The organism is Microbacterium sp. 1S1 (genome assembly GCF_008271365.1).
Classification (GTDB): domain Bacteria; phylum Actinomycetota; class Actinomycetes; order Actinomycetales; family Microbacteriaceae; genus Microbacterium.
The window spans coordinates 2,583,975-2,609,389 of sequence record NZ_CP043430.1; the positions used below are offsets into that span (position 1 = coordinate 2,583,975).

At 69.2% G+C, this 25,415-nt stretch carries 22 protein-coding genes and 1 tRNA gene; 2 read left to right on the forward strand and 21 right to left on the reverse strand.

Annotated features, from left to right (window positions below; translation table 11 throughout):
* Positions 1-15: 15 nt before the first annotated feature.
* Genes FY549_RS12525 through polA form a run of 5 tightly spaced genes read right to left on the reverse strand, consistent with a single transcriptional unit; the run spans position 16 to position 7,642 of the window.
* The gene (locus tag FY549_RS12525) at positions 16-771 is read right to left on the reverse strand and encodes an SGNH/GDSL hydrolase family protein (protein WP_149085311.1); all 756 of its coding nucleotides are present in this window, start codon (positions 769-771) and stop codon (positions 16-18) included.
* Between the two features lie 28 nt (positions 772-799).
* Entirely contained in the window at positions 800-2,152 is a 1,353-nt protein-coding gene (locus tag FY549_RS12530; RefSeq protein ID WP_149085312.1) for an MFS transporter, read from the reverse strand.
* A gap of 50 nt (positions 2,153-2,202) precedes the next feature.
* On the reverse strand, positions 2,203-3,237 hold the full coding sequence (locus tag FY549_RS12535) for an LLM class flavin-dependent oxidoreductase (RefSeq protein WP_149085313.1): 1,035 nt from the start codon (positions 3,235-3,237) through the stop codon (positions 2,203-2,205).
* Between the two features lie 55 nt (positions 3,238-3,292).
* Entirely contained in the window at positions 3,293-4,969 is a 1,677-nt protein-coding gene (locus FY549_RS12540) for a DUF885 domain-containing protein (protein WP_149085314.1), read from the reverse strand.
* 39 nt (positions 4,970-5,008) lie between these two features.
* Complete coding sequence (gene polA, locus FY549_RS12545) at positions 5,009-7,642, reverse strand: DNA polymerase I (protein WP_187614866.1); 2,634 nt, start codon at positions 7,640-7,642, stop codon at positions 5,009-5,011.
* Positions 7,643-7,687: 45 nt separating this feature from the next.
* Between polA and FY549_RS12550 the strand changes: the two genes are divergently transcribed.
* Positions 7,688-8,116, forward strand: a complete 429-nt coding sequence (locus FY549_RS12550) for a hotdog fold thioesterase (RefSeq protein WP_149085315.1) — start codon at positions 7,688-7,690, stop codon at positions 8,114-8,116.
* On the opposite strand, the gene FY549_RS12555 is transcribed toward FY549_RS12550, so the two are convergent.
* Entirely contained in the window at positions 8,091-8,654 is a 564-nt protein-coding gene (locus FY549_RS12555) for a GNAT family N-acetyltransferase (RefSeq protein WP_149085316.1), read from the reverse strand. The two genes, FY549_RS12550 and FY549_RS12555, sit on opposite strands and share 26 nt — an antisense overlap.
* Before the next feature lie 11 nt (positions 8,655-8,665).
* A complete protein-coding gene (locus FY549_RS12560) occupies positions 8,666-9,283 on the reverse strand; it encodes an ANTAR domain-containing response regulator (RefSeq protein WP_025103469.1) in 618 nt (205 codons plus the stop codon).
* Between the two features lie 100 nt (positions 9,284-9,383).
* Here FY549_RS12560 and FY549_RS12565 point away from each other — a divergent pair.
* Positions 9,384-9,469 (forward strand) — tRNA-Leu (locus FY549_RS12565).
* 22 nt (positions 9,470-9,491) lie between these two features.
* On the opposite strand, the gene FY549_RS12570 is transcribed toward FY549_RS12565, so the two are convergent.
* The 14 genes from FY549_RS12570 to hisG form a co-directional block, all read right to left on the reverse strand.
* Positions 9,492-10,136, reverse strand: coding sequence for an esterase/lipase family protein (locus FY549_RS12570; protein ID WP_200838594.1), 645 nt, complete (start codon positions 10,134-10,136; stop codon positions 9,492-9,494).
* A gap of 5 nt (positions 10,137-10,141) precedes the next feature.
* Positions 10,142-10,948, reverse strand: coding sequence for an alpha/beta fold hydrolase (locus tag FY549_RS12575; RefSeq protein ID WP_149085318.1), 807 nt, complete (start codon positions 10,946-10,948; stop codon positions 10,142-10,144).
* Positions 10,949-11,059: 111 nt separating this feature from the next.
* Positions 11,060-12,508: a pyruvate kinase gene (pyk, locus tag FY549_RS12580; RefSeq protein WP_025103472.1), complete on the reverse strand. Its 1,449-nt coding sequence runs from the start codon at positions 12,506-12,508 to the stop codon at positions 11,060-11,062.
* 56 nt (positions 12,509-12,564) lie between these two features.
* Positions 12,565-14,031: a glutamate synthase subunit beta gene (locus FY549_RS12585; protein ID WP_149085319.1), complete on the reverse strand. Its 1,467-nt coding sequence runs from the start codon at positions 14,029-14,031 to the stop codon at positions 12,565-12,567.
* Entirely contained in the window at positions 14,024-18,547 is a 4,524-nt protein-coding gene (gltB, locus tag FY549_RS12590) for a glutamate synthase large subunit (RefSeq protein ID WP_149086108.1), read from the reverse strand. The genes FY549_RS12585 and gltB overlap by 8 nt, the downstream gene beginning before the upstream one ends.
* A 142-nt stretch (positions 18,548-18,689) precedes the next feature.
* Positions 18,690-19,715, reverse strand: coding sequence for a prolipoprotein diacylglyceryl transferase (gene lgt / locus FY549_RS12595; protein WP_149085320.1), 1,026 nt, complete (start codon positions 19,713-19,715; stop codon positions 18,690-18,692).
* A gap of 10 nt (positions 19,716-19,725) precedes the next feature.
* Positions 19,726-20,529: a tryptophan synthase subunit alpha gene (trpA, locus tag FY549_RS12600; protein WP_149085321.1), complete on the reverse strand. Its 804-nt coding sequence runs from the start codon at positions 20,527-20,529 to the stop codon at positions 19,726-19,728.
* Positions 20,526-21,794, reverse strand: a complete 1,269-nt coding sequence (gene trpB / locus FY549_RS12605; protein WP_149085322.1) for a tryptophan synthase subunit beta — start codon at positions 21,792-21,794, stop codon at positions 20,526-20,528. Before trpB ends, trpA begins: the two co-directional genes overlap by 4 nt.
* Positions 21,791-22,567, reverse strand: a complete 777-nt coding sequence (trpC, locus tag FY549_RS12610; RefSeq protein WP_149085323.1) for an indole-3-glycerol phosphate synthase TrpC — start codon at positions 22,565-22,567, stop codon at positions 21,791-21,793. The genes trpB and trpC overlap by 4 nt, the downstream gene beginning before the upstream one ends.
* Positions 22,567-22,797 (reverse strand): HGxxPAAW family protein, encoded by a 231-nt coding sequence (locus tag FY549_RS12615; protein ID WP_149085324.1) that lies wholly within the window; start codon positions 22,795-22,797, stop codon positions 22,567-22,569. The genes trpC and FY549_RS12615 overlap by 1 nt, the downstream gene beginning before the upstream one ends.
* Before the next feature lie 46 nt (positions 22,798-22,843).
* Entirely contained in the window at positions 22,844-23,434 is a 591-nt protein-coding gene (locus FY549_RS12620; RefSeq protein WP_149085325.1) for a Trp biosynthesis-associated membrane protein, read from the reverse strand.
* Positions 23,431-23,814, reverse strand: coding sequence for a phosphoribosyl-AMP cyclohydrolase (gene hisI, locus FY549_RS12625; protein ID WP_149085326.1), 384 nt, complete (start codon positions 23,812-23,814; stop codon positions 23,431-23,433). Before hisI ends, FY549_RS12620 begins: the two co-directional genes overlap by 4 nt.
* Positions 23,811-24,572, reverse strand: a complete 762-nt coding sequence (gene hisF / locus FY549_RS12630; protein WP_149085327.1) for an imidazole glycerol phosphate synthase subunit HisF — start codon at positions 24,570-24,572, stop codon at positions 23,811-23,813. Before hisF ends, hisI begins: the two co-directional genes overlap by 4 nt.
* A complete protein-coding gene (gene hisG, locus FY549_RS12635; RefSeq protein ID WP_149085328.1) occupies positions 24,572-25,411 on the reverse strand; it encodes an ATP phosphoribosyltransferase in 840 nt (279 codons plus the stop codon). The genes hisF and hisG overlap by 1 nt, the downstream gene beginning before the upstream one ends.
* Positions 25,412-25,415 lie beyond the last annotated feature (4 nt).

Sequence of the window (25,415 nt, forward strand, 5' to 3'; positions counted from 1 at the left end):
CGCCGCGCACGACGGTCACGCCGGCGTCCGCTCGACCCAGGTCGGGTACTTCGCGGCGCGGCCGTCTCCGGACGAGGTCCTCGTCACGCGACGACGTACCCAGGGGCCGACGAACTGCCGGTAGTACGCCAGCCCCGCGGGGCCGGCGGTCCATCGATCGACCGGCGCCCACCAGGCGGCCGGTGGCTCGAAGCCCAGTCCATGCAGCACGCGCGCAGCCACCCGATGATGTCCGGCGGCGTTCATATGGAGCCGGTCCTCCGACCAGTACGCGGGCTGCGACAACTCGGTGTCCGGCCAGTTGAGAGCGCGGATCACGTCTGGCCGATTTTCGATCCGCCGGAGCACCGCCTCCGAGAGCTGGTCACCGCGGCGCTGCACGAGAGAGCCCATCGGAAGCTGCCCGCTGGGGTTGGCGCCGGAGAGCAGGATCATCGTCACGCCCTCCTCGTCGCACCGCCGCAGCACGCGGCTGAACGCATCGGCGATGTGCTCCACGTCGGTCCGCGGCCGCAACATATCGTTCCCGCCGCCGTTGAACGACAGGTGCGTGGGACGAAGCGCCAGCGCGGGCTCGAGCTGCTCCTCGACGATCGGCCACGCCAGCTTCCCCCGGATCGCCAGGTTCGCATACTGGATGGGGTGTCCCACGGCATCCGCCCATCCCTGCGCGGCGATGTCGGCCCACCCGCGCTCGCGCCCATCGGGGAGCACATCGCCCACGCCCTCGGTGAAGGAGTCGCCTATCGCGACGAAACGTACATCAGCCACGCGCCCAGCCTATTCCCGGCCGAGGACGTCAGCGGTCGTCGAGGGCGGCGCCGCTCCGGTCGACAAGGCCCCAGGCCGCCGCGGCGGCGACGAGGAAGCAGGCTGCGAACACGACGAACAGCAGCGGTGCGCCTCCCGCGACGAGAAGCACCGGAACCGTCAACGGGGCGACGATGGAGGCGATGCGGCCCACCCCCGCGGCCCACCCCGCACCGGTGCCACGCAACGAGGTCGGATAGATCTCCGGCGTCACCGCGTACAGCGCGCCCCACGCACCGAGCGTGAAGAACGACAGGGCCATGCCCGCCCCGATGATCATCGGCACGGTCGTGGCGGTGCCGAAGACGACGGCCGAGGCGGTCGCCCCCAGCAGGAAGACCGACAGCGTGATGCGGCGTCCCCACACCTCGATGAGCCAGGCGGCCACGGCATAGCCCGGAAGCTGCGCGAGCGTGATGATGAGGGTGAAGCCGAAAGAGCGGACGAGGTCGAACCCGGCATCCACGAGAATGCTCGGGATCCAGATGAACGCCCCGTAGTACGCGAAGTTCACGGCCAGCCACACCAGCCACAGACATGCCGTGCGCACGCGGAACTCCGGGTGCCAGAGGGTCGCGAGCCGAGCGCGTGCCGTCATCGCGATCGCCCGTGATGCCGGCTCCTTCCGGATGGGCGGGGTGTGCTCGACGCCGGCGTCGGCCTCGAACGCCGCCACGATCCGATCCGCTTCCGCGATGCGTCCGCGGGACGCCAGCCAGCGCGGCGACTCGGGTAGACCCCACCGTACGACGAGCGCGTAGACGGCGGGGATCGCGCCCAGCGCGAAGGCCCACCGCCAGCCGGACTCGGACGCGGGGATGACGAAGAACCCGATGAGCGCCGAGGCCGTCCAGCCCACGGCCCAGAACGCTTCGAGGATGACGATCAGGCGGCCTCGGATGCGCGCAGGAGCGAACTCGCTCACGTAGGTCGAAGCGACCGGAAGCTCCGCACCGAGCCCGAGACCGACGAAGAAGCGCAGGACGAGGAGCGCGGCCACTCCCCCGACCAGCGCACTGGCTCCCGTCGCCACTCCGTAGACGAGCAGCGTGAGCGCGAACACCTGACGGCGGCCGAAACGATCGGCGAGAAGCCCCCCGAGGGTCGCACCGACGGCCATGCCGACGAAGCCGAGCGACGCGATCCAGCCGGCCTCTCCCTTGGTGAGATCCCACTGCTGGGTCAGCGCGGCGATGATGAAGGAGATGAGCCCGACATCCATCGCGTCGAGCGCCCAGCCGACGCCGGAGCCCGTGAGCAGGCGCAGGTGCCGACGCGTGAACGGGAGGACATCGAGACGCTCGGCGAGCGAGGTGCGGCTCGGCAGGGCGGTATCGGCCATGATTCTCATCGTAGGGCCGCCCGTCCCGCCGAGCTGCGAGATGACGCCCCTCAGTCGCGGTCGGCGAGGAGCTTCCGCACCCGAGGAATGACCTCCGTACCGTAGAGCTCGATGCTTCGCATCATCGACTCGTGCGACAGCGTGCCCGTCGCGTACTTCAGGTCGAAGCGCCCGAGGCCCAGCGTCGTGATCGTGTCGGCGATCTTCGCCGCCACACGCTCGGGCGAGCCGGCGTAGAGCGAGCCCTCCGGCCCGATGTCGTTCTGGAACCGCGCGCGGCTGTACGGCGGCCAGCCCCGCTCCCGACCGATGGTGTTGTTCATCGCCTCGAAGCCCGGGTACGCCTCGTCCCACGCCTCGGCGTCGGTAGGGGCGATGTGACCGGGCGAGTGCACGGCCACGGGATGCGCGGTCGTCCCGAAGGAGGCGACCGAGCGGTGGTAGAGGTCGACGAAGGGCTTGAATCGCCCGGCCGGGCCCCCGATGATCGCCAGCATCAGGCCGAGACCGTGGCGAGCGACACGCACGACCGACTCCGGGCTGCCGCCCACACCGACCCAGGTACGAAGCCCCTTCTCGGTCTTCGGGAACACGTCGGCGTTCTCGAGAGACGGCCGCAGCGACCCGGACCACGTCACGGGTTCCTCCTTGAGAAGCTCCACGAACAGCTCGAGCTTCTCCTCGAAGAGTCGGTCGTAGTCGCGCAGGTCGTAGCCGAACAGCGGGAAGGATTCGATGAACGAACCGCGCCCGAGGACGACCTCCGCCCGGCCTCCGGACAGGGCGTCGAGGGTCGAGAAGCGCTCGAACACGCGCACCGGATCGTCCGAGGAGAGCACGGTCACGGCGGTACCCAGCCGGATCCGCTCGGTGCGTGCGGCGATCGCCGCGAGCACCATCTCCGGGGACGACACCGCGAACTCGCGCCGGTGATGCTCCCCCACCCCGAAGAAGTCCACGCCGACGGTGTCGGCCAGCTCCGCCTGCGCCACGACGTTCCGGATGGTCTGCGCGCCGCTGAGCAGCTCGCCGTCCTGGTCCCGCGTGATGTCGCCGAACGTGTCCAGTCCGAATTCGATGTCCATGTCACACCATCCTATTCAGGTGAATGGAACACAGGGAGGGAGGCGGGCATTCCCGTCACCGAGGGAGCAGCGCGCTCCGCAGCGTGTCCAGTCCGACGCCGCCCAGATCGAGGGCGCGCTTGTGGAAGCCCTTGAAGGAGAAGGTCTCGCCCTCCGCCTGTTGGACGGCGTCGCGGACCTGCTCCCAGATGCGCTGGCCGACCTTGTACGACGGCGCCTGACCCGGCCAGCCGAGGTAGCGGTTGACCTCGAACTGCACGAACTGATCCGACATGTTGACGTTGCGGCGGAGGAAATCGAGCGCGTAGTCGGCGTCCCAGACGCCCTCGCCCTCGAGCCGCGGCTTGCCGAGGTGTACGCCGATGTCGAGCACGACGCGCGCCGCGCGCATCCGCTGCCCATCCAGCATGCCCAGGCGATCCGCCGGGTCGTCCAGGTAGCCGAGCTGCTCCATCAGACGCTCCGCGTACAGGGCCCACCCCTCCGCGTGGCCGGAGGTGCCGGCGAGCAGCCGGCGCCACGAGTTGAGTTCCGCGCGGTTGTAGACGGCCTGGGCGATCTGCAGGTGATGCCCCGGGACACCCTCGTGGTAGACCGTGGTGAGTTCGCGCCACGTGTCGAACTCGGTGACACCTTCGGGGACCGACCACCACATCCGACCGGGACGGGAGAAGTCGTCCGTGGGGCCGGTGTAGTAGATCCCGCCCTCCTGCGTGGGGGCGATCATGCACTCGAGTGTGCGGGTCGCCTCCGGGATGTCGAAGTGCGAGGCGCCGAGCTCGGCGACCGCGCGATCACTGGTCTCCTGCATCCACCGCTGAAGGGCCTCGGTGCCGACGAGCTTGCGGGCGGGGTCGGACTCCAGGTGCGTGACGGCCTCTGCAACGGAGGCACCGGGGAGGATCTCGTTGGCAATCGCCGTCTGCTCGGCCACCATGCGGGCGAGCTCTTCGCGACCCCACTCATACGTCTCGTCGAGGTCGATGGTCGCGCCGAGGAACCGGCGTGAGTTGAGCGCGTAGAGCTCGCGCCCCACGGCATCCGTCTCTCCTGCCTCCGGAGCGAGCTCTTCGGCCAGGAAACGGCGCAGTTCGCCGTACGCGACCCGGGCAGCCGCGGAATTGTCCGCCAGCGTGCGGGCCAGCGAAGCCGGGAGCTGTCCCTCCTGGGGGTCGGCGTGGGCGACGAACGCGGCAAAGAAGCCGTCGTCGGCGATGTAGCGGTCGATCTGCGTTGCGACCTCGGCGACCTGGCGGCGCGCAGGGGTGACGCCCTCGGCGATGCCCAGACGAAGCGTCTCGACGTACCCGCGGAGCGCCGCCGGCACCGTGGCGAGCCGGGTGGAGATGACCTCCCAGTCTTCGACCGTCGCGGTGGGCATCAGGTCGAACGCGGAGCGGACATCCTGTGCCGCGGACGCGATGACGTTCAGATCCCGCAGGTGCCACTTCGCCTCGTGGAGTTCGAGGTCGAGACGCAGCTCGGCGCTGAGATCGGTCTTGGTCACCTCGTCGACCGCATCGACGGGCTCGAGGGCGGAGAGCTTGTCGAGGGTCGCCCGCGTCGCCGCGGCGATCTCCTCATGGCCCTCAGGGCTCAGATCGCCGAACCGGTCATTGACTTCGGAACGGCCGATATACGTGCCGAGCGTCGGTGCCAGGACAGCGATCGTGTCGACCCATTCGTCAGCGACCCTGTCGATGGCGGAGGGGGTGCGGGGTGCAGAAGTCATGCCTTCCAGCCTAATCCCCGCCCCCTCCGGCCACCGGGATCAGTGCGCCGCTTCGTTCCAGTCCCGGCCGCGGCCGACCTGCACGTCGAGCGGAACGGAGAGCTGCGCGGCATCACCCATCCGGGTCCGGACGATCTGCTCCACGGTGTCCCACTCCCCTGCCGAGACCTCGACGACGAGCTCGTCGTGGATCTGCAGCAGCACGCGGGACTTCAACTCCGCCGCGTGGAGATCGTCGTGGATGTGGAACAGGGCGATCTTCATGATGTCGGCCGCACTGCCCTGGATCGGGGCGTTGAGCGCGGCACGCTCGGCGTTCTCGCGCAGCACGCGGTTGGGGCTCGCGAGGTCGGGGAACGGCCGCCGACGCCCGAAGATCGTCTCGGTGTACCCGACCTCCTTGGCCTTCATGACCGACGCCCGCAGGTAGTCTCGCACGGCGCCGAAACGCGCGAAGTACTCGACCATGAGCTGCTTGGCCTCGGACTGTTCGATGCGCAGCTGCTTGGACAGCCCGAACGCCGAGAGCCCGTAGACGAGCCCGTACGACATCGCCTTCACCTTGGTGCGCATGGCCGGCGTCACCTCGGCGGGGTCGACGCCGAACACCCGAGCGCCGACGAAGCGATGCAGGTCCTCGCCGCTGTTGAAGGCCTCGATCAGCCCCTCGTCGCCCGAGAGGTGCGCCATGATCCGCATCTCGATCTGCGAGTAGTCGGCCGTGAGCAGGGTCTCGTACCCCTCCCCGACCTCGAAGGCGCTGCGGATGCGCCGCGACTCCTCGGTACGGACGGGGATGTTCTGGAGGTTCGGGTCGGTGCTGGACAGGCGCCCGGTCTGGCTTCCCGTCTGAACGTACGTGGTGTGGACACGGTGGTCGTCGCCGATCGCGGTGTCGAGGGACTCGATGATCTGGCGTAGCTTCGTGGCCTCGCGGTGCTGCAGCAGCAGGCTGAGGAACGGGTGCGGGTGCGACTCCTGCAGGTCGGCGAGCACCGCGGCATCGGTCGAGTACCCGGTCTTCGTCTTGCGCGTTTTCGGGAGCTGCAGGTCCTCGAACAGGACCTCCTGAAGCTGCTTCGGCGAGCCGAGGTTGAACTCGCGGCCGACGACGGAGAACGCCTCCTGAGCCAGGGAATCAGCGCGGGTCGCGAGTTCGCCGGAGAACGTCGAGAGCACCTCGTGCGATACGGCGACGCCGGCGAGCTCCATGTCGGCGAGCGTGCGCAGCGTGGGGAGCTCGATGTCGCGGAGGACGGCGTCGACCGGCTCGGGCAGGTCGCTCCGCAGCGCCTCGGCCACTCGGAGGACGAACCAGGCTTCCTGCGAGGGCGTGGCACCCTCGATCTCCGGTACGAGCTGCGACGGGTCCGCTTCGGGCAGTTTCTCACCGAGGTAGCGCTGGACCAGATCCGACAGTGTCTTGTCCGGGAAGCTCGGGCGCAGCAGCCAGCCGGCGAGACTCGTGTCGTAGGCGAGCCCGCCGAGGCGGACCCCCTGGCGGAGCAGAGCCTTCACCTGCGGCTTGGCGTCGTGCAGCACCTTCGGGGCATCGGACTCCAGCCATGCGTGCAGCTCCTCGCCGCTGACAGCGGACCAGTCCATCTCACGCAGCTCGGTGACGGTCGCGGCCCCGATGCGGACAGGCACCCCGCCTTGGACGACGATACGGAGGGCGACGTCGCCGTCCTGCGCCGTCGCCCAAGCGGCGAGCTCCGCCGCGGACACCTGTGCAGGAGTCGGCATGTCGACGGTCGCGGCCGGATCGTCTGCCACCTCGCCGGCACCGACGGCCTCGAACACGCGCGGCAGAAGCGTGCGGAACTCGAGGCGGGCGAAGATGTCGCGGACGGCCTCGGCGTCGATCGGAGCGACCGCGAGATCCGCCGGTGCGACCGGCAGCTCCACATCGGTCAGGAGCCGGTTGAGCTTACGGTTGCGGCGGACGTCTTCGATGTGGTCCCGAAGGTTGCCACCGACGACGCCCTTGATCTCCCCGGCCCGGTCGAGCAGCTCGTCGAGGGACCCGAACTGCGTGAGCCACTTGACCGCCGTCTTCTCCCCTACCTTCGGCACGCCCGGGAGGTTGTCGCTGGTCTCGCCGACGAGCGCGGCGATGTCGGGATACTGCTCGGGACGGACACCGTACCGCTCCTGCACGGTCGTCGGGTCGTAGCGCTTGAGCTGGGAGACCCCCTGCACAGACGGATAGAGCAGCGTGATGTCGTCCGTGACGAGCTGGATGGTGTCGCGGTCGCCGGAGACGACGAGCACGTCGTACCCCTGGGCGGCGCCCTGGGTGGAGAGTGTGGCGAGGATGTCGTCGGCCTCGATACCCTCCTGCGTCAGCACCGGGATCGACATGGCCGCGAGGCAGTCCTGCAGCAGCGGGATCTGACCCTTGAATTCCTGCGGCGTCTCGGACCGCGTCGCCTTGTACTCGGGGTACTCGTCGGTGCGGAACGAATGGCGCGAGGTGTCGAACGCGATCGCGAGGTGCGTGGGCTGCTCGGCCTTGATGAGGTTGACCAGCATCGACAGGAAGCCGTAGATCGCGTTCGTGTGCTGGTTGTCCTTGGTGGTGAAGTTGTCGACCGGAAGGGCGAAGAAGGCCCGGTAGGCGAGCGAGTGGCCGTCGACGACCATGAGGGTAGGCTTTGCGGAGTCCGTCACCCTGTCAGCCTAACGAGGAGCACGGACACCCGCAGAGGAGGATGCATGAGCGAGGTCGCCACCAGCGAAGGACTCGAGTGGGCGGCCGCCCGCGGCATGGGAGCCCTGGCGGAAAAGATGGGCATGGAGTTCGTCAAGTTCGGGATCGAGCGCTGCGTGGCGACGATGCCGGTGGCGGGCAACACCCAGCCCGTCGGCCTGATGCACGGCGGAGCGTACGTGGTGCTCGGCGAATCGCTCGGCTCGATGGCGGCCAATCTGCATGCGGGAGCGGGCCGCCTGGCCGTCGGCGTCGACATCAACGCGACTCACACCCGCTCGGCCACCTCGGGCATCGTCACCGGCGTCTGCACGCCCGTGCATCTGGGCCGCAGCATCACCGTGCACGAGATCGTCGTGACCGACGATCAGGGCCGGCGCTGCTCGACGATCCGCATCACGAACATGATCAAGGACGCTCCCGCCGGGCGCTGAGCGGCTCTTCCAGCAGCAGCTGGAACAGGACGTGGTCCTGCCACTCCCCCGCGATCTGCAGATACTTCGGGGCCATGCCGATGCGCTCGAAGCCGGTGGCGGCGAGGACTCGCTGGGAGGCGGTGTTGTGCAGCAGCGTCGCCGCCTGCAGGCGGTGCAGTCGCAACTCGTCCCGCGCGTGCTCCGCGACGAGGGTCACGGCACGCGTCGCGAGACCGCGCCGCACCCGGCTGGAATCGATCCAGTACCCGAGATCGGCGCTCCAGAACGCGCCACGCACGATCGAGTTCAGGTTGACGCGGCCGCGGATCTCCCCGTCATCCGAGAGGATCACGAATCGTGAGCTGCGCCCGAGAGCGGCCTCGGCGACACACTGCTGCGCGTTCTGCTCCTGCCACTCCTCGGTGAAGAACGCCGCAGAGCGCGCGGGCTCCCAGGGGGCGAGGTGCTCCCTGTTCGCGAGGTACGCGCGCGCGAGCGCGGCACCGTCGCCCGTGCGGACCGGCCGCAGAACATGCTCGGCGTCGAGCCGGAGCACGGGGAGGCGCCCTACTTCTTGGGAGCGAGCTGCTCGATGATCGCCTTGGCGACGTCCTGCATCGTCAGGCGGCGATCCATCGACGCCTTCTGGATCCAGCGGAACGCCTCGGGCTCGCTCAGGCCCATCTTCTCGTTGAGCAGGCCCTTGGCCCGGTCGACGAGCTTGCGGGTCTCGAAGCGCTCGACCATGTCGGCGACCTCGGCCTCGAGCGTGATGATCTGCTCGTGGCGGGCAAGCGCGATCTCGATCGCGGGAAGGAGGTCGTTTGGAGTGAAGGGCTTCACCACGTAGGCCAGGGCTCCGGCCTCGCTCGCCCGCTCCACGAGCTCCTTCTGGCTGAACGCGGTCAGCAGCACGACAGGGGCGATGTTGCCCTTGTGGAGCTTCTCGGCCGCGCTGATGCCGTCGAGCTGGGGCATCTTCACGTCCATGATGACGAGGTCGGGACGCAGCTCGGTCGCGAGGGCGACCGCCGTCTCTCCGTCCCCGGCTTCACCGACGACATCGAAGCCGTTGTCGCGAAGGATCTCGACGATGTCGAGACGGATCAGCGATTCGTCTTCGGCGACGACGACGCGTCGGGGTGCGGATGCCGTGGGCTGCTCAGCCTGTTCTTGCTCGGTCACGCTTCCATCCTAACGGAGAGGTCCTCGGCACCGGCTGAAGACCGCGCGTGCGCAGGGAACCCTGTGTCGTCTGCGCTACAGTCGAAGTCGCGATACACGGGCCGGCGTGGCGGAATGGCAGACGCGGAGCACTCAAAATGCTTTGTCCGAGAGGGCGTGTGGGTTCGAGTCCCACCGCCGGCACCAGTTTCGCGAACGCTTCACCCGCTCACTCCGCGAGAGCGGCGACTTCGGCCATCACGCGCGGATGGGCGAGGACACGGAAGTGCCCGCCCGTCTCCAACACGACGTTCTTGGCGCCGGGTAGCTCGCTCCCCTCGGGGATGTGCGGGTCGAACGCGGCGTAGACCGAGACGATCCGCGCGTTCACATCGAGCTCATGGCTCAGCGCGACGATCGACGGGTCGTCGGGTGAGAACGCCCGCAGCACCCGGCCTGGAAGCAGCCGGGCGTAGCGGGAGCCGCCGAACGGCGTCGCGATGGCGAGCATGCCACGGATCCTTCGACCTTCCGGGCCCGTCATCACGAGCTTGCCGGCGAGACCCCCCTTGCTATGGGCGACGAGGACGACCCCGGACAGGTCGTGGGTGCGCAGGTAGTCCGCCACCTGGTGGGCTTCGTCCTGAACCGGGAACTGGTTGCGGCGCAGGGCGTCAACGACGTGCACCGGATGTCCGCGGCGGTGCAGCGCCGCGATGAGCGGCTCCAGGAACCGCCAGGTCTCGTAGACCCCGGCGAGGACGACGATCGGCGCGGCCTGTCCGCTGGCGAAGTCGTCGGCCTGATCGCGGCCGAAGAAGGACCGGACCTGCCAGAACCCCGCGTACGCGTAGTCCGCAGCCCACCAACCCAACTTCCTCAGGACGCCGATGCTGCCCTCCCCCGTCGGTTCGCCGTCGCCGGCACCGTCGTCGGCCAGACACCGGTGGTGTGGGCGAGGATGGCCGAAGCGACCGCTCGTGGCGAGGACTGCTGCGCGACGTGATGGTGACCGGGGATCTCCACGAGGCGGGACACGACCGCCGCGTCACGCAGGCGGCGACACCAGGCCCGCCCGGCGATCGGATCCTCGCTCCCCCGCACGATCAGCACCGGCATCGTGAGGGCGGCGACCTTCTCCTCCAGCGGATACGCGAGCATGTGCCGCACCTGTCGGAGATACCAGCGCACGCCGCAGCGGAGGTAGTCCGTGAAGACGACCGCGTTGATCGCCGGCGTCTCCCCCAGCGTGTCGACGGCCAGTGCCCGGGCTTGTGCCCCCAGCGTGCGGTGGGCGTCGTCCGTGACGGGCCCGATGGCGACGACGGCCCGGATGTACTCGGGATGGTGCAGGGCCGTCTCCACGGCCCACTGCACCCCCATCGAATGCCCGACGAGCACGACCCGGTCATCGTCCAGACTCGCCACCACCTGCGCGAGGCCCGCGGCCATCTGCGGGATCGTCACGTCGAACCGCGGTTTGGGAAGGCCCCCGAAGCCCGGCAGGTCCACGGAGACCACGCGGGTCGTGGCGGCCAGCTCGGCGTGCAGCCGAGACAGATACCGATGAGACATCCCGATCCCGTGCACGAGGACCACGGTCGGCGCGGTGGAGCCGGCCGGCCGAGGAGTCTCCAGGATCCGGAACGTCAGCCCGGACGTGAGGACGTGGCGTCGGAGGACCATGTCAGCACGCTATCCGAGGTGGTCGGCGCGACCGAGAGGCTTGACGCGTCGGCCCGGAGATGACAGAGAGGGGCGCAGCCGAAGCTCCGCCCCTCTCCGAAACGCCCTGCGTCAGACGCCGGCCTTGTAGATCGGAGCCGCACCGCGCAGCGCGTCGCCGACCTTGTGCACGCGCAGGTCGTTCGTGGAACCGATGATCCCGGGAGGGGAACCGGAGATCACGACGACCTTGTCGCCCTCGACGGCCAGACCGTTCCCGAGGAGATACTCGTCGACCTGGTGGTACATGAGGTCGGTGTGCTGCACCATGTCCACGAGCGTGGAGCGCAGGCCCCAGGTGAGCGCCATGCGGCGGCGGATACCCGGCTCCGGCGTGAAGGCCAGCATCGGGATGCGCGAGCGCAGCCGGGACAGCCGGCGGGCCGAGTCTCCGGACTGCGTGAAGACGCAGAGGAACTTCGCGTCGACGAACTCCGCGACCTCGAGGGCGGCGAGCGTGATGGCACCGCCCTGCGTGCGCGGCTTCGTGGTGAGCGGCAGGATCCGCTCCAGGCCGTGCTCCTCGGTCGACTCGATGATCCGGGCCATCGTCTCGACGACGACGACCGGGTAGTCGCCCACGCTGGTCTCGCCCGAGAGCATGACCGCGTCGGCGCCGTCGAGGACGGCGTTGGCGACGTCGGAGGTCTCGGCGCGGGTCGGCACCGGGCTGTTGATCATCGACTCGAGCATCTGCGTGGCCACGATGACGGGCTTCGCGTTGCGACGAGCCAGCTCGACGGCGCGCTTCTGGACGATGGGGACGGCCTCGAGCGGCAGCTCGACCCCGAGATCACCGCGAGCGACCATGATGCCGTCGAACGCGTCGACGATCTCCTCGAGCGCGTCAACAGCCTGCGGCTTCTCGATCTTGGCGATGACGGGGACGCGGACGCCCTCCTCCGCCATGATCTCGTGGACGCGGGTCACGTCGGAGGCGTTGCGGACGAACGAGAGCGCGATGAGGTCGGCACCCGTCCGGAGGCCCCAGCGGAGGTCCTCCTCGTCCTTCTCGCTGAGCGCGGGGACGTTGACGGCGACGCCGGGCAGGTTGATGCCCTTGTTGTTCGAGACGGCGCCGGCGACGACGACACGCGTGGTGACGGTCACGCCGTCGGTCTCAACGACCTCGACGCGCACCTTGCCGTCATCGATCAGCAGGAAGTCGCCGGGCTTGACGTCCTGAGGAAGGCCCTTGAACGTCGTGCCGCAGATCTCCTTGTTGCCGATGATGTCCTCGGTGGTGATCTTGAAGATGTCGCCCTTGGCGAGCTCGTACGGTCCGTCCTCGAAGCGGCCCAGACGGATCTTCGGGCCCTGGAGGTCGACGAGGATGGCGACGGCACGACCGGAGTCCTCCGCCGCACGGCGCACGTTCGCGTAGTTGTTCTCATGCACGGAGTAGTCACCGTGGCTGAGGTTCAGTCGGGCGACGTCCACACCCGCATCGATCAGTGCGCGCACCGTCTCATACGTGGAAGTGGCGGGGCCCAGGGTGGCGACGATTTTCGCGCGTCTCAACATGTCTCCAGGGTAGAAGTGGGGGATTACGAACAGGCGACACTGCCGGCCTCAGCCTACGCGGGCTGGAGGCCGATCGCGACATCGCTCGGGCGCACCGGCTCAGGCAACACGGTGGTGCCCATGAGGAACCGGTCGACGTTCGCCGCCGCCGCACGGCCCTCCGCGATCGCCCACACGATGAGCGACTGTCCGCGCCCTGCATCGCCGGCGACGAAGACGCCGGGGATCGACGACTCGTAGTTCGCGGCACGACGGAAGGCACCGCGCTCGCTCACCTCCGGTCGCGTATCCTCGGTGTAGCCGTCCTGCTCCGGCCCGGTGAAGCCCATCGCGATGAGCACCAGGTCGGCCGGGATCTCCCGCTCGGTCCCGCTCTTGGGTACGCGGCGGCCGTCGATGTACTCGGTCTCGGCCACACGCAGCGCCCGGACCTCGCCGACCTCGTTCGACAGGAACTCGACGGTGGAGGCGAGGAACACCCGCTCCCCACCCTCCTCGTGCGCGGAGGCGACCTCGAAGATCGTGGGCATCATCGGCCAGGGCTGGTGGTCCGGACGCGTCGCGCTCGGCTGCTTGCCGATGGCGAGGTTCGTCACGCTGAGCGCTCCCTGGCGGTGCGCGGTCCCGATGCAGTCGGCGCCGGTGTCGCCGCCGCCGATGACGATGACGTGCTTGCCCTCGGCCGTGATCTGGCCGGGGACGGTGTCTCCGGCGACCGCGTGGTTCGACTCGACGAGGTACTCCATGGCGAAGTGGACGCCGTCGAGGTCTCGGCCGGGGATCGGCAGGTCGCGCGGGACCGTAGCGCCGGTGGCGATCACGACCGCGTCGTACCGGGCGCGCAGGTCGGCCCAGGAGATGTCCTTGCCGATCTCCACGCCCGCGCGGAAGCGCGTGCCTTCCTCCTGCATCTGCCGCAGGCGGGCCTCGAGCTGGCTCTTCTCCATCTTGAAGTCCGGGATGCCGTAGCGCAGGAGCCCCCCGATGCGGTCGTCGCGCTCGAAGACGGCGACGGTGTGACCCGCGCGCGTGAGCTGCTGGGCGGCCGCCAAACCGGCGGGGCCCGAGCCCACGACCGCCACGGTCTTGCCCGTCAGGCGCTCCGGCGGCTCCGGCTCGACCCAGCCCTTCGCGAAGGCCTCATCGATGATGGAGACCTCGATCTGCTTGATGGTCACCGCAGGCTGATTGATGCCGAGGACGCACGAGCTCTCGCACGGCGCCGGGCAGAGACGACCGGTGAACTCCGGGAAGTTGTTCGTCGCGTGCAGCCGCTCGATCGCGGCGCGGCCCTCGCCGCGCCAGGTGAGATCGTTCCACTCGGGGATGAGGTTTCCGAGCGGGCAGCCGGAGTGGCAGAACGGCACACCGCAGTCCATGCACCGACTGGCCTGGCGGCGGAGGACGGCTTTGTCGCCGGGCTCGTACACCTCTTTCCAGTCCATGATGCGCACGGGCACCGGACGGCGAGCGGGAAGTTCCCGCTCGGTCACCTTCAGAAAGCCTTTGGGGTCAGCCACCGGTCACCTCCAGGATGCGGTTCCAGACGATGTCGCCGTCGGGGTCGATCCCCTCGGCCAGTGCCTCCTCGCGCATGCTGCGCACGGCGGCGAAGTCACGCGGGAGCACCTTCACGAACTCCGCCGCGGATGCGTCGAAGTCCTCCAGCAGGGCCGCCGCGCGAGGCGACGCCGTGCGCTCCCGGTGCTCGACGAGCAGACCGCGCAGCACTTCGAGGTCGGCGCGGTCCAGCGGCTCGAGCCGTAGCTCGCCGCTGCTGAGGGACTGCGCGTTCACCTTGCCCGTGTCGAGAGCGTGCACGTAAGCCACTCCCCCGGACATCCCGGCGCCGAAGTTCCGGCCGGTCGACCCGAGGATCACCGCGAGGCCGCCGGTCATGTACTCGAGCGCGTGATCCCCGACACCCTCGACCACCGCGGTGGCTCCTGAGTTCCGGACGAGGAAACGCTCGCCCACCACGCCCGAGATGAACATCGTGCCGGAGGTCGCACCATACCCGATGACGTTCCCGGCGATCACGTTCTCGTGCGGAGCGATCGCGGAACCACGCGGCGGACGGATCGTGATGTCCCCGCCGGAGAGGCCCTTGCCGACGTAGTCGTTCGCGTCGCCCTCCAACCGCAGGATGACGCCCGGCGGCAGGAAAGCGCCGAGCGACTGCCCCGCGGTACCGGTGAGCGTGACGTCGATGGTCTCCTTCGGCAGGCCGGTGGCCCCGTGGCGTGAGGTCACCTGATGCCCGAGCATCGTGCCGACCGCGCGCTCCGTGTTGGCGATCGGCAGCTCCACGACGACGGGCTCGCCGTTGAGCAGAGCCGCCTTCGCGATGTCGATGAGCTGCACGTCGAAGTGCTTGTCGAGCTCGTGGTCCTGAGGACGGCCACTCCGACGCGGCTCCCCGGCGGGGAATGCCGGACCCTCCAGCACCGGGCTGAGATCGAGTCCCTCCGCCTTCCAGTGCTCGATCGCCGCGTTGGTCTCGAGGAGCTCGGTGCGCCCGACGATCTCATCGATCGAACGGTAACCGAGCTCGGCGAGCAGCTCGCGAACCTCTTCCGCGATGAACTCCATGAAGTTCACGACGAACTCGGGCTTGCCGGTGAAGCGATCGCGCAGGACGGGGTTCTGGGTCGCGACGCCGACCGGGCAGGTGTCCAGGTGGCAGACGCGCATCATGATGCAGCCGCTGACGACGAGCGGTGCGGTGGCGAAGCCGAACTCCTCGGCCCCGAGCAGAGCGCCGATGATCACGTCACGGCCCGTCTTGAGCTGGCCGTCGACCTGGACGACGACGCGGTCGCGCATGCCGTTGAGCATGAGCGTCTGCTGCGTCTCGGCGAGTCCGAGCTCCCACGGCGTGCCGGCGTGCTTGAGCGAGTTCAGGGGGCTCGCGCCCGTCCCGCCGTCGTGACCGGACACGAGGATCACGTCGCTGAGCGCCTTGGCGACGCCGGCCGAGACCGCGCCGATGCCGGACTGGCTCACGAGCTTCGTGTGGATCCGCGCCTCGGGATTCGCACGCTTCAGATCGAAGATGAGCTGCTTGAGGTCTTCGATCGAGTAGATGTCGTGATGCGGGGGCGGCGAGATGAGGCCGACGCCCGCCGTGGCGTGCCGCGTACGCGCGACCCAGGGGTACACCTTCGTCGGCGGGAGCTGGCCGCCCTCACCGGGCTTCGCACCCTGGGCGAGCTTGATCTGGATATCGTCGGCCTCGGTGAGGTAAAGGCTCGTGACGCCGAAACGACCCGAGGCCACCTGCTTGATGGCGCTGCGTCGTTCGGGGTCGACGAGGCGATCCGGGTCCTCGCCGCCCTCACCCGTGTTGGACTTGCCGCCGATACGGTTCATCGCGATCGCGAGCGTCTCGTGCGCTTCCTTCGAGATGGACCCGTAGCTCATCGCCCCGGTGGAGAACCGCTTGACGATCGCGGACACGGGCTCGACCTCGTCCAGCGGCACGGGCTTGCGCGTCCCGGTCCGCAGGGTGAACAGGCCGCGCAGGGTCTTCAGCTCCGCGGCCTGATCGTCGACGAGCTTCGTGTACTCGCGGAAGATGTCGTACCGGCGGGTCCGTGTCGAGTGCTGCAGCTTGAACACCGTCTCCGGGTTGAACAGGTGTGGCGACCCGTCGCGACGCCACTGGTACTCACCCCCGGTCCACAGGCGCTCGTGCGCACGGGCCGCGGCATCCTCCGGGTAGGCGTAGTCGTGGCGGGCCTGGTTCTCGGCGAAGATCTGCTCGATCCCGATGCCGCCGAGCTTCGACTCCGTGCGGGTGAAGTAGGCGTCGATGAACTCCTGGCTCAAGCCGACGGCCTCGAACACCTGTGCACCGGCGTAGGACGAGACCGTGGAGATGCCCATCTTGGACATGATCTTCAGCACACCCTTGCCGAGCGCGTAGATGAGGTTCTTGACCGCCTTCTCCGGGGAGATGCCCGTGATGTAGCCGGTGCGGACGAGGTGCTCGACCGTCTCCATGGCCAGATACGGGTTGATGGCGGACGCGCCGTAGCCGATGAGCGTCGCGACGTGGTGCACCTCGCGCACGTCTCCGGCTTCGACGATCAGACCGACCTTCATACGGTTCTCGCGACGGATGAGGTGGTGGTGGATCGCCGACACCATGAGCAGCGACGGGATCGGGACGAGGTCCTTGTTCGAGTCGCGGTCGGACAGGATGATGAACTCCGCGCCGTCCTCGATCGCCTGGTCGACCTCGGCGCACATCTCGGTGAGGCGCTCGGCGAGCGAGTGGGGACCCGCATCGAAGTGGTAGAGACCCCGGATCGTGGCGCTCGATCGTCCCGGCAGCGCCTTGTCGATGTGCCGGATCTTCGCGAGCTCGTCGTTGTCGATGACGGGGAAGTCGAGCGACACCGTACGGGTGTGCTCGGGACCCCAGGTCAGGAGGTTGGACTCCGGCCCGAGCCCGAGCCGGAGGCTGGTGACGACCTCTTCGCGGATCGAGTCCAGCGGCGGGTTCGTCACCTGCGCGAACTGCTGGGTGAAGTAGTCGAACAGCAGACGCGGTCGCTTGCTGAGCACGGCGATCGGCGTGTCCGATCCCATGGCTCCCAGCGGTTCGACGCCGGTCTGCCCCATCGGGGTGAGGAGGATTCGCACCTCCTCCTCCGTGTAGCCGAAGGTCCGCTGCCGACGGGTGATCGAGGCCGGCGGGTGCACGATGTGCTCGCGCTCGGGCAGGTCGGCCAACCGGACGGAACCGGCGTCGAGCCATTCCTGCCACGGATGCATCGTCGCGAGTTCCTGCTTGATCTCGCGATCCTCGACGATTCGGCGCTGGGCGGTGTCGACCAGGAACATCTTGCCGGGCTGGAGCCGGCCCCGACGCTTGATGCGCTCGGGTTCGAAGTGCAGGACACCCGTTTCGGAGCCGATGACGACGAGACCGTCGGTCGTCTCGGTCCAGCGCCCTGGTCGCAGGCCGTTGCGGTCGAGCGTCGCCCCCACGAGAGTGCCGTCGGTGAAGATGAGCGCGGCCGGACCGTCCCACGGCTCCATCTGGTTGGAGTGGTACTCGTAGAACGCACGCAGCTCCGGGGAGATGTCCGCCTGCTTCTCGTACGCCTCCGGCACCATCATCATGATCGCGTGCGGCAGGCTGCGCCCCGTCAGGGTGAGCAGCTCCAGCACCTCGTCGAACGACGCGGAGTCGCTCGCGCCGTCGGTGCAGATGGGCAGCAGGGGCGAGATGTCGCCGAGGAGCTCGGACTCGAGCTGCGACTGGCGGGCGCGCATCCAGTTGCGGTTGCCGCCCACCGTGTTGATCTCGCCATTGTGGGCGAGCATCCGCAGCGGCTGCGCGAGCGGCCACGACGGGAAGGTATTGGTCGAGTACCTCGAGTGCACCACGGCGAGCTCCGACGCGAAGCGCTCGTCCTGCAGGTCCGGGTAGAACGGCTCGAGCTGGAGCGTGGTGACCATTCCCTTGTAGCCGAGCGTGCGGCTGGACAGGGAGACGAAGTAGGCGCCGAGCTCGTGACCGGCACGCTTGCGCAGGCGGTAGGCGACGCGGTCGAGCGCGATGCCCGTGAGCGGCGCATCGGCGAGGGTGGCGCCTCCGGCGCTCACGAAGAGCTGCTCGAAGGCGGGACGAGCCTCGTCGGCGAGCTTGCCGAGGTTCTCGTTGGCCGTGGGGACTTCGCGCCAGCCGAGGACGCGGAGGCCCTCGGCACGGGCGATGTTCTCGATCCCGGCCTTCTGCTGGCGGCGCTGGCTCGAATCCCGGGGAAGGAAGGCCAGTCCGGCCGCGTACTCCCCCACGGGCGGCAGTTCGAAGCCGGTGACCGCGCGGAGGAAGGCGTCCGGCATCTGGGTGAGGATGCCGGCTCCGTCGCCGGTGCCCGCGTCCGACCCGATGGCCCCGCGGTGCTCCAGGTTGCGCAGGGCCTCGAGGGCCAGCGCGATGATGTCGTGCCCGGCCTCGCCGCGCAACGTTGCGACCATGGCCAGGCCGCAGGCGTCCTTCTCGAACGCCGGGTTGTACATGCCCTGCTTCGGGGGGTATGCGCCGGAGGCGCCGTAAGGGGGCTGGAAGTACACCAGTTACCGTCCTCAGATCTTCAGTGAAACCCGGGGACGTCGTCGGCCCGCTCGTTCAGTGCAATGGTTCTCCCGCCGCGAGGCGGCGTTATCGGGAGCCGTCCCCGCTCGAGGGAGCAGCGCTTGTGGCAGTGGCTCCGGCGGCGACTTCTTCGGCCGGAGGCTCGCTCACGTCCACGAAATCAGAGGGATTGTCCTGCGATTGTACATCAGCGTCCACGTCCTTCCGTCCGCGGCCCGGCTGGTACGGCGACGGCTCGAGACCGGGGTGACGGCGGGTCTGCACAACGAGGATGACGAGACCGACGACGACGCCGATGATGGCGGCCCAGACGTTGCTGCGCAGGCCGAGGATGATCTCGCTCGGGTCGATGCGGATCGACTCCCACAGGATGCGCCCGGCGCTGTACCAGATGAGGTAGATCGCGAAGAGGCGACCCCACTGGAAGAACAGCTTCCGGCCGAGCCACAGCAACACGAGGACGCCGAGGCCGTTCCAGATGACCTCGTAGAGGAAGGTGGGGTGGAAGAGCGTGCCCTCGGGCAGTCCCGGAGGGAAGGCCGAGTTCGTGGATTCGATCTCCAGGCCCCACGGAAGGGAGGTCGGCAGACCGAACAGCTCGTGGTTGAACCAGTTGCCGAAGCGGCCCATCGCCTGGGCGAGCAGCAGACCGGGGGCGAGCGCATCCGCGAACGTCCAGAAGCGGATGCCTGTCCAGCGGCACCCGAGGTAGGCGCCCAGCGCGCCGCCGATGAGCGCGCCGAAGATCGCGATGCCGCCCTCCCAGATCGCCCAGACGGAGCCGGGCTCGAAGGGGTTCCAGGTGTTCTTCCCCTCGCCGAAGTAGAAGTTCGGGTGGGTGAGGACGTGGAAGATGCGCGCACCGATGATCGCGAGCGGCACGGCGAGGATCGCGATGTCGATGACCACCCACGGCTCCGCGCCCCGCTTGGTGAGACGGTGGTTCGTCATCAGCACCGCGACGATGATTCCGGCGATGATGCACAGCGCGTAGAAGTGGATCCGGAGCGGACCGAGATCGAAGTACGACACGGGCGGGCTCGGGATGCTGGCGAGCACGCCGGCGGTGGTGCTGTGGAGCGCGAAGGACATGAGTGCGATCCTACTTCTCTGAGACGAAGCGCGCCGACGCGGTGCCGGCGGCCAGGGTACGGGTGATCTCGGCGAGGGCGGGGACGCCGCCGTCACGGAGGGCGCGGACGAGGGCGGTGCCGACGATGGCGCCGTCGGCGTACTCGGAGACCCCGGCGATCTGATCCGGGGTCGAGATGCCGATGCCCACGCAGGCACGGCGGGCACCATGGTCGCGGAGCCGCGACACGAGGGTACGCGCGGCGCGGTCGAGCTCTGCCCGCTCCCCCGTGATCCCCATGGTGGAGACCGTGTAGACGAAGCCCGTCGAGGACCTCACGACGAGGTCGAGGCGCTCGTCGGATGAGGTCGGGGCCGCGAGGAAGACCCGGTCGAGACCGAGGCGCTCGCTGGCCGCGATCCACTCGCCTGCGGCCTCCGGAGTGATGTCCGGCGTGATGAGGCCGGCTCCGCCTGCCGCGAGCAGCTCCTCGGCATAGCGATCGACGCCGAACTGCAGGACGGGGTTCCAGTAGGTCATCACGAGCACCGGAACATCGGTCGCTGCCGTGATCGCCCGGATGGCGGTGAAGAGGTCCCTCATCCGGAAGCCGGCGGCGAGGGCCTTGGTCGTCGCCTCCTGGATGATGGCGCCGTCCATGACGGGATCGCTGTACGGCGGACCGAGCTCGATGATGTCCACGCCGTTCTCGGCGAGGGCGATCGCCGCCTGGATACTCGTCTCCAGGTCGGGGAAGCCGACGGGCAGGTAGCCGACGAACGCGCTGCGGCCCGCATCGTGCGCGCGCTGGATGGCCTGTTCGACGCGGCTCACAGCTGCGGCTCTCCCTTCGATGCCGCCTCTTCCTCGGCGCTCTCCGCGGACGGGTCGTGGGCCAGGGCTTCGTCGTCGTAGAGCTCGAAGTAGCGCGCGGCGGTATCCATATCCTTGTCGCCACGGCCGGACAGGCAGATCGCGATCAGACCGTCAGGGCCCAGCTCGCGGCCGATCCGCAGCGCCCCGGCGAGGGCGTGAGCGGACTCGATGGCGGGGATGATCCCCTCCGTCCGGCTGAGCAGCCGCAGGGCCTGCATCGCCTCGTCATCCGTCGCGGGGATGTACTCCGCGCGACCGATGTCCGCCAGCCAGGAGTGCTCCGGACCGACCCCGGGATAGTCGAGACCGGCGGAGATCGAGTGTGATTCGACGGTCTGGCCGTCCTCGTCCTGCAGCACGTACGTCTTCGCGCCGTGCAGGACCCCGGGGCGCCCCCGCTCGATCGATGCGGCGTGCTTGTCGGTGTCGACGCCGTCGCCGGCCGCCTCCACGCCGTACAGCCGCACGCCCTCGTCGTCCAGGAACGCATCGAACATGCCGATCGCGTTGGATCCACCGCCGACGCAGGCGACGACGGCATCCGGGAGCCGTCCGACCTCGTCGAGGAGCTGGGCGCGGGCCTCTTCGCCGATGATCTTCTGGAAGTCGCGGACCATCGCGGGGAACGGATGCGGTCCCGCGGCGGTGCCGAAGATGTAGTTCGTCGTCTCGACCGAGGCGACCCAGTCGCGGTACGCGTCGTTGATCGCGTCCTTCAGGGTGCGCGACCCCGAGGTCACTGCGACGACCTCGGCGCCGAGCAGCCGCATCCGGGCGACGTTCAGCGCCTGCCGCTCCGTGTCGACCTCGCCCATGTAGATCGTGCAGTCGAGGCCGAACAGGGCCGCAGCGGTCGCCGTCGCGACACCGTGCTGACCGGCACCGGTCTCGGCGATGACGCGCGTCTTGCCGAGGCGCTTGGTCAACAACGCCTGACCCAGCACGTTGTTGATCTTGTGCGACCCGGTGTGGTTGAGGTCCTCGCGCTTGAGGAAGACCCGCGCGCCGCCCGCGTGCTCGGCGAACCGGGGCACCTCGGTGAGGGCGGAGGGCCGGCCGGCATAGGAGGACAAGAGGTGCGACAGCTCGGCCCGGAACGCCGGGTCGGCGATGGCGTCCTCGTATGCGGTCGTCAGCTCGTCGATCGCGGCGACCAGCGACTCGGGCATGTACCGCCCGCCGAAGTCGCCGAAGAACGGACCATGCTGGTCACGCAGACTCACTTCGCCTCCAGGAAGCTCTCGAGAGTGGCGACCGGGTCTCCGGTCACCAGGGCCTCACCGATCAGCACCACGTCGGCACCGGCCGAACGGTAGTGTGCGACGTCGGCGGGCGTGAGCACCGCGGACTCCGCGATCTTGATCGCTGCGTCGGGAATGCGATCGACGAGGCGGCCGAACAGATCACGGTCGAGCTCGAGGGTCTTCAGGTCGCGAGCGTTCACCCCGATGAGGTCGGCGCCGAGGTCGATCGCGGCCTCCAGCTCCTCGGCCGAGTGGGTCTCCACGAGCGGCGTCATGCCGAGTTCGAGAACGAACCCGTACAGATCGCGGAGAACGTCGGGCTCCAGCCCTGCCACGATGAGCAGGACGAGGTCGGCTCCTGCGGCACGCGCCTCGAGCACCTGATAGCGCGTGGCGATGAAGTCCTTGCGCAGCACCGGCAGGGAGACGCGGGCCGTGACGGCCTCCAGGTCGGCGAGACTGCCGCCGAAACGGCGCTCCTCGGTCAGGACGCTGATCGCAGAGGCGCCTCCGGTCTCATACAGCGCCGCTTGGTGAGCGGGATCGGGGATCTCGGCGAGGGCACCTCGCGACGGGCTGGCCCGCTTCACCTCGGCGATGATCTTGACCCGCTCAGCCGGGGCGAGGAACGCCAGTGCGTCCTTCGCCGCAGGGCGCGCCAGAGCCTCACGCTCGACCACGGCGAGTGGACGGGAGAGGGCACGACCCTCGGCGTCTGCGACAGCGCCGGCCGTCAGGTCGGCGAGGACCACTAGTGCGCCTTCGGGGCGTACTTGGGACCCTTCACGCCGTATCCCGCCTTCGCGAGCAGCCAGCCGACGATCGCCCCGATCGGGATCAACGCGGCCGAGATCCACACCAGGGTCGGCTGCTCGAAGCAGAACGCGACCGTCGCGGCGGCGAAGCCGACGAGCATGATCACGACGGCGGTCCAGGCCGCAGGCGAGTGTCCGTGGCCGGGGTCAGCGATCGGGTTGGTCATGTTCTCCTCCGGGGACGACGTGGGATCTGGGTTCAGTCTATCGGGGTCAACGCGTGGGATCGGACCCGCGGGACAGCTCGTCCCACGAATCGACGGCGTCGACGGGACCGTCGTGCGACGCGCCGCTGGGCGCGTCGGTACGGTAGCGGCGACCGCCGACCTTCCAACGCCGCCAGGTGGACAGCACGACGACGGCGGCGACCAGCAGGATCACCCAGCCCCCGAGAGCAAGGAAGGGCCAGGCCGACGGCACGATGCTCGCGGCGACCTCATGCACCGCGCCGCTCCCGGCGAGTCCCGTCGTCTCGGTGACGGTGGCGGCGACCGCGCCGTACGCATCGCCGACGAGGAGCTGCACCGTGGACCAGCCGAGGAACAGGGCCGCGGCCGCCGCGAGCACGCCGAACACGAGGCGCACGGCTCGCCCGGCGATCGCGAGAGCCGCGCCCAGTGCGAGCACGGCGAGGCTCAGCGGTGCCAGCAGTACCAGGGCGGAGGCGCCGGGGACGAGGATGTCCTCCCCTGCGTCGGCGCGCTGCACGGTGAACCACGTCTGCGTGGAGGAGATGATGCCGATGGCCCCGGCCAGGAGGAACCCGGTCACGGAGAGCGACCGGCCACGCTGGGCGAGCGTCACGATCCGCTCACCCCGTCGACGGCGCCCAGGTCGGTCGTGTCGAAGCACGACCGCGTCCCGGTGTGGCACGCGGGCCCGGTCTGGTCGACGAGGAGGAGGAGGGCGTCGCCGTCGCAGTCGAGGCGGGCCTCCCGCACGACCTGGATATGCCCGGACGTGTCTCCCTTGCGCCAGTACTCGCGGCGCGAGCGCGACCAGTACGTCGCGCGCCCCGACGTGAGCGTGCGGCGCAGGGCCTCGGCATCCACCCACGCGAGCATCAGCACCTCGCGCGTGTCCCACTGCTGCACGATGATCGGGGCGAGGCCGTCGGCGTTGAACGCGACCTGCGCGATGCGGTCGTCCACGGACGACTCTCCCTGATTCGGCGCGTCGGTCATCGGACGAGCACTCCTTCCGCGCGCAGCGCGTCCTTCACGTCTCCGACCGTCAGCGCACCGGTGTGGAAGACGCTGGCCGCGAGCACCGCATCGGCGCCCGCTTTGATCGCCGGAGCGAAGTCGGTCGCCCGTCCGGCGCCACCGGAGGCGATCACCGGAATCGGCGCGGCCTCGCGCATGAGCCGGACGAGCTCCAGATCGAAGCCGTCCCGGGTGCCGTCGGCGTCGATCGAGTTGACCAGCAGCTCCCCCGCACCGCGTTCCGATGCCTCGCGCGCCCAGTCGAGCGCGTCCAGCGTCGTCTGTGTGCGCCCGCCGTGCGTCGTCACCACGAAACCGGAGCGCGTGGTGTCCGCGCGCTTGACGTCGAGCGAGAGCACGAGCACCTGGGCACCGAACCGATCCGCGATCTCGCCGATGAGCTCGGGACGGGCGATCGCCGCGGAGTTCACGCCGACCTTGTCCGCACCCACCGAGAGGAGCCGCGCGACGTCGTCGACGCTGCGCACGCCGCCGCCGACGGTCAGCGGCACGAAGACCTGCTCCGCGGTGCGCTGGACGACGTCGTACGTCGTCGCCCGCGCGTCCACCGTCGCCGTGACGTCCAGGAACGTGATCTCGTCTGCTCCCTGCGCCGCATAGTGCCTGGCCAGCTCCACCGGGTCACCCATGTCGCGGAGGTTCTCGAAGTTGACTCCCTTGACGACGCGCCCGTCGGCGACGTCGAGACACGGGATGACGCGACAAGCGAGGGCCATCAGAGCCTCGCCGCGTGGATCGCGGTGACGAGGATGGCCCGCGCGCCCAGGGCGTAGAGGTCATCCATCACCTGATTGACACGACGCCGCGGGATCATGACCCGGACCGCGACCCAGGCCGGGTCGCGGAGAGGCGAGATCGTCGCGGACTCGCGACCGGGCGCGATGGCCACGGCCTGATCGACGAGCTCGGTGGGGAGGTCGTAGTCGAGCAGCACGTAGCGGCGCGCGACCATCACGCCGCGGAGCCGGCGCAGCAGTGTGTCAACGCCTTCGGCCTCACCGGGACGGCTGATCAGCACGGCCTCGGACTCGAGGATCACGGGGCCGAAAATCTCCAGCCCGGCCTGACGGAGCGTGGTGCCGGTGGACACGACGTCGGCGACCGCATCGGCGACACCGAGGCGCACCGCGGACTCCACCGCGCCGTCGAGCTGCACGAGTTCGGCGCTGACGCCCTGGTCGCGAAGGAAGGAGCCGACCAGACCCGGGTACGCGGAGGCGACGCGGACGCCGTCGAGGTCTTCGATGGACGTGAAGCGTCCGGGAGGACCGGCGAAACGGAACGTGGACGCCCCGAACCCGAGCTGCTCGATCTCGCGTGCCGGCTGCTGCACGTCGAGGAGGAGGTCACGGCCGGTGATGCCGACGTCGAGGGCCCCGGAGGCGACGTACGTCGCGATGTCACGGGGCCGGAGGAAGAAGAACTCGACGTCGTTCTCGGCGTCGATGACATGCAGGGTCTTGGGGTCGCGGCGGCCGGCATAGCCCGCCTCCGCGAGCATCTCGGCGGCGGTCTCGGAGAGCGAGCCCTTGTTGGGAACGGCGATGCGCAGCATGAAC

Excerpts from the sequence above, each read along its gene's own strand:
- FY549_RS12540 (WP_149085314.1), bottom strand. The coding sequence starts at position 4,969 with ATGACTTCTGCACCCCGCACCCCCTCCGCCATCGACAGGGTCGCTGAC.
- hisG (WP_149085328.1), bottom strand. The coding sequence starts at position 25,411 with ATGCTGCGCATCGCCGTTCCCAACAAGGGCTCGCTCTCCGAGACCGCC.
- FY549_RS12615 (WP_149085324.1), bottom strand. The coding sequence starts at position 22,797 with ATGACCAACCCGATCGCTGACCCCGGCCACGGACACTCGCCTGCGGCC.
- FY549_RS12530 (WP_149085312.1), bottom strand. The coding sequence starts at position 2,152 with ATGGCCGATACCGCCCTGCCGAGCCGCACCTCGCTCGCCGAGCGTCTC.
- FY549_RS12575 (WP_149085318.1), bottom strand. The coding sequence starts at position 10,948 with ATGGTCCTCCGACGCCACGTCCTCACGTCCGGGCTGACGTTCCGGATC.
- hisI (WP_149085326.1), bottom strand. The coding sequence starts at position 23,814 with ATGACCGACGCGCCGAATCAGGGAGAGTCGTCCGTGGACGACCGCATC.
- hisF (WP_149085327.1), bottom strand. The coding sequence starts at position 24,572 with ATGGCCCTCGCTTGTCGCGTCATCCCGTGTCTCGACGTCGCCGACGGG.
- gltB (WP_149086108.1), bottom strand. The coding sequence starts at position 18,547 with ATGTACAACCCGGCGTTCGAGAAGGACGCCTGCGGCCTGGCCATGGTC.
- FY549_RS12550 (WP_149085315.1), top strand. The coding sequence starts at position 7,688 with ATGAGCGAGGTCGCCACCAGCGAAGGACTCGAGTGGGCGGCCGCCCGC.
- lgt (WP_149085320.1), bottom strand. The coding sequence starts at position 19,715 with ATGTCCTTCGCGCTCCACAGCACCACCGCCGGCGTGCTCGCCAGCATC.
- FY549_RS12535 (WP_149085313.1), bottom strand. The coding sequence starts at position 3,237 with ATGGACATCGAATTCGGACTGGACACGTTCGGCGACATCACGCGGGAC.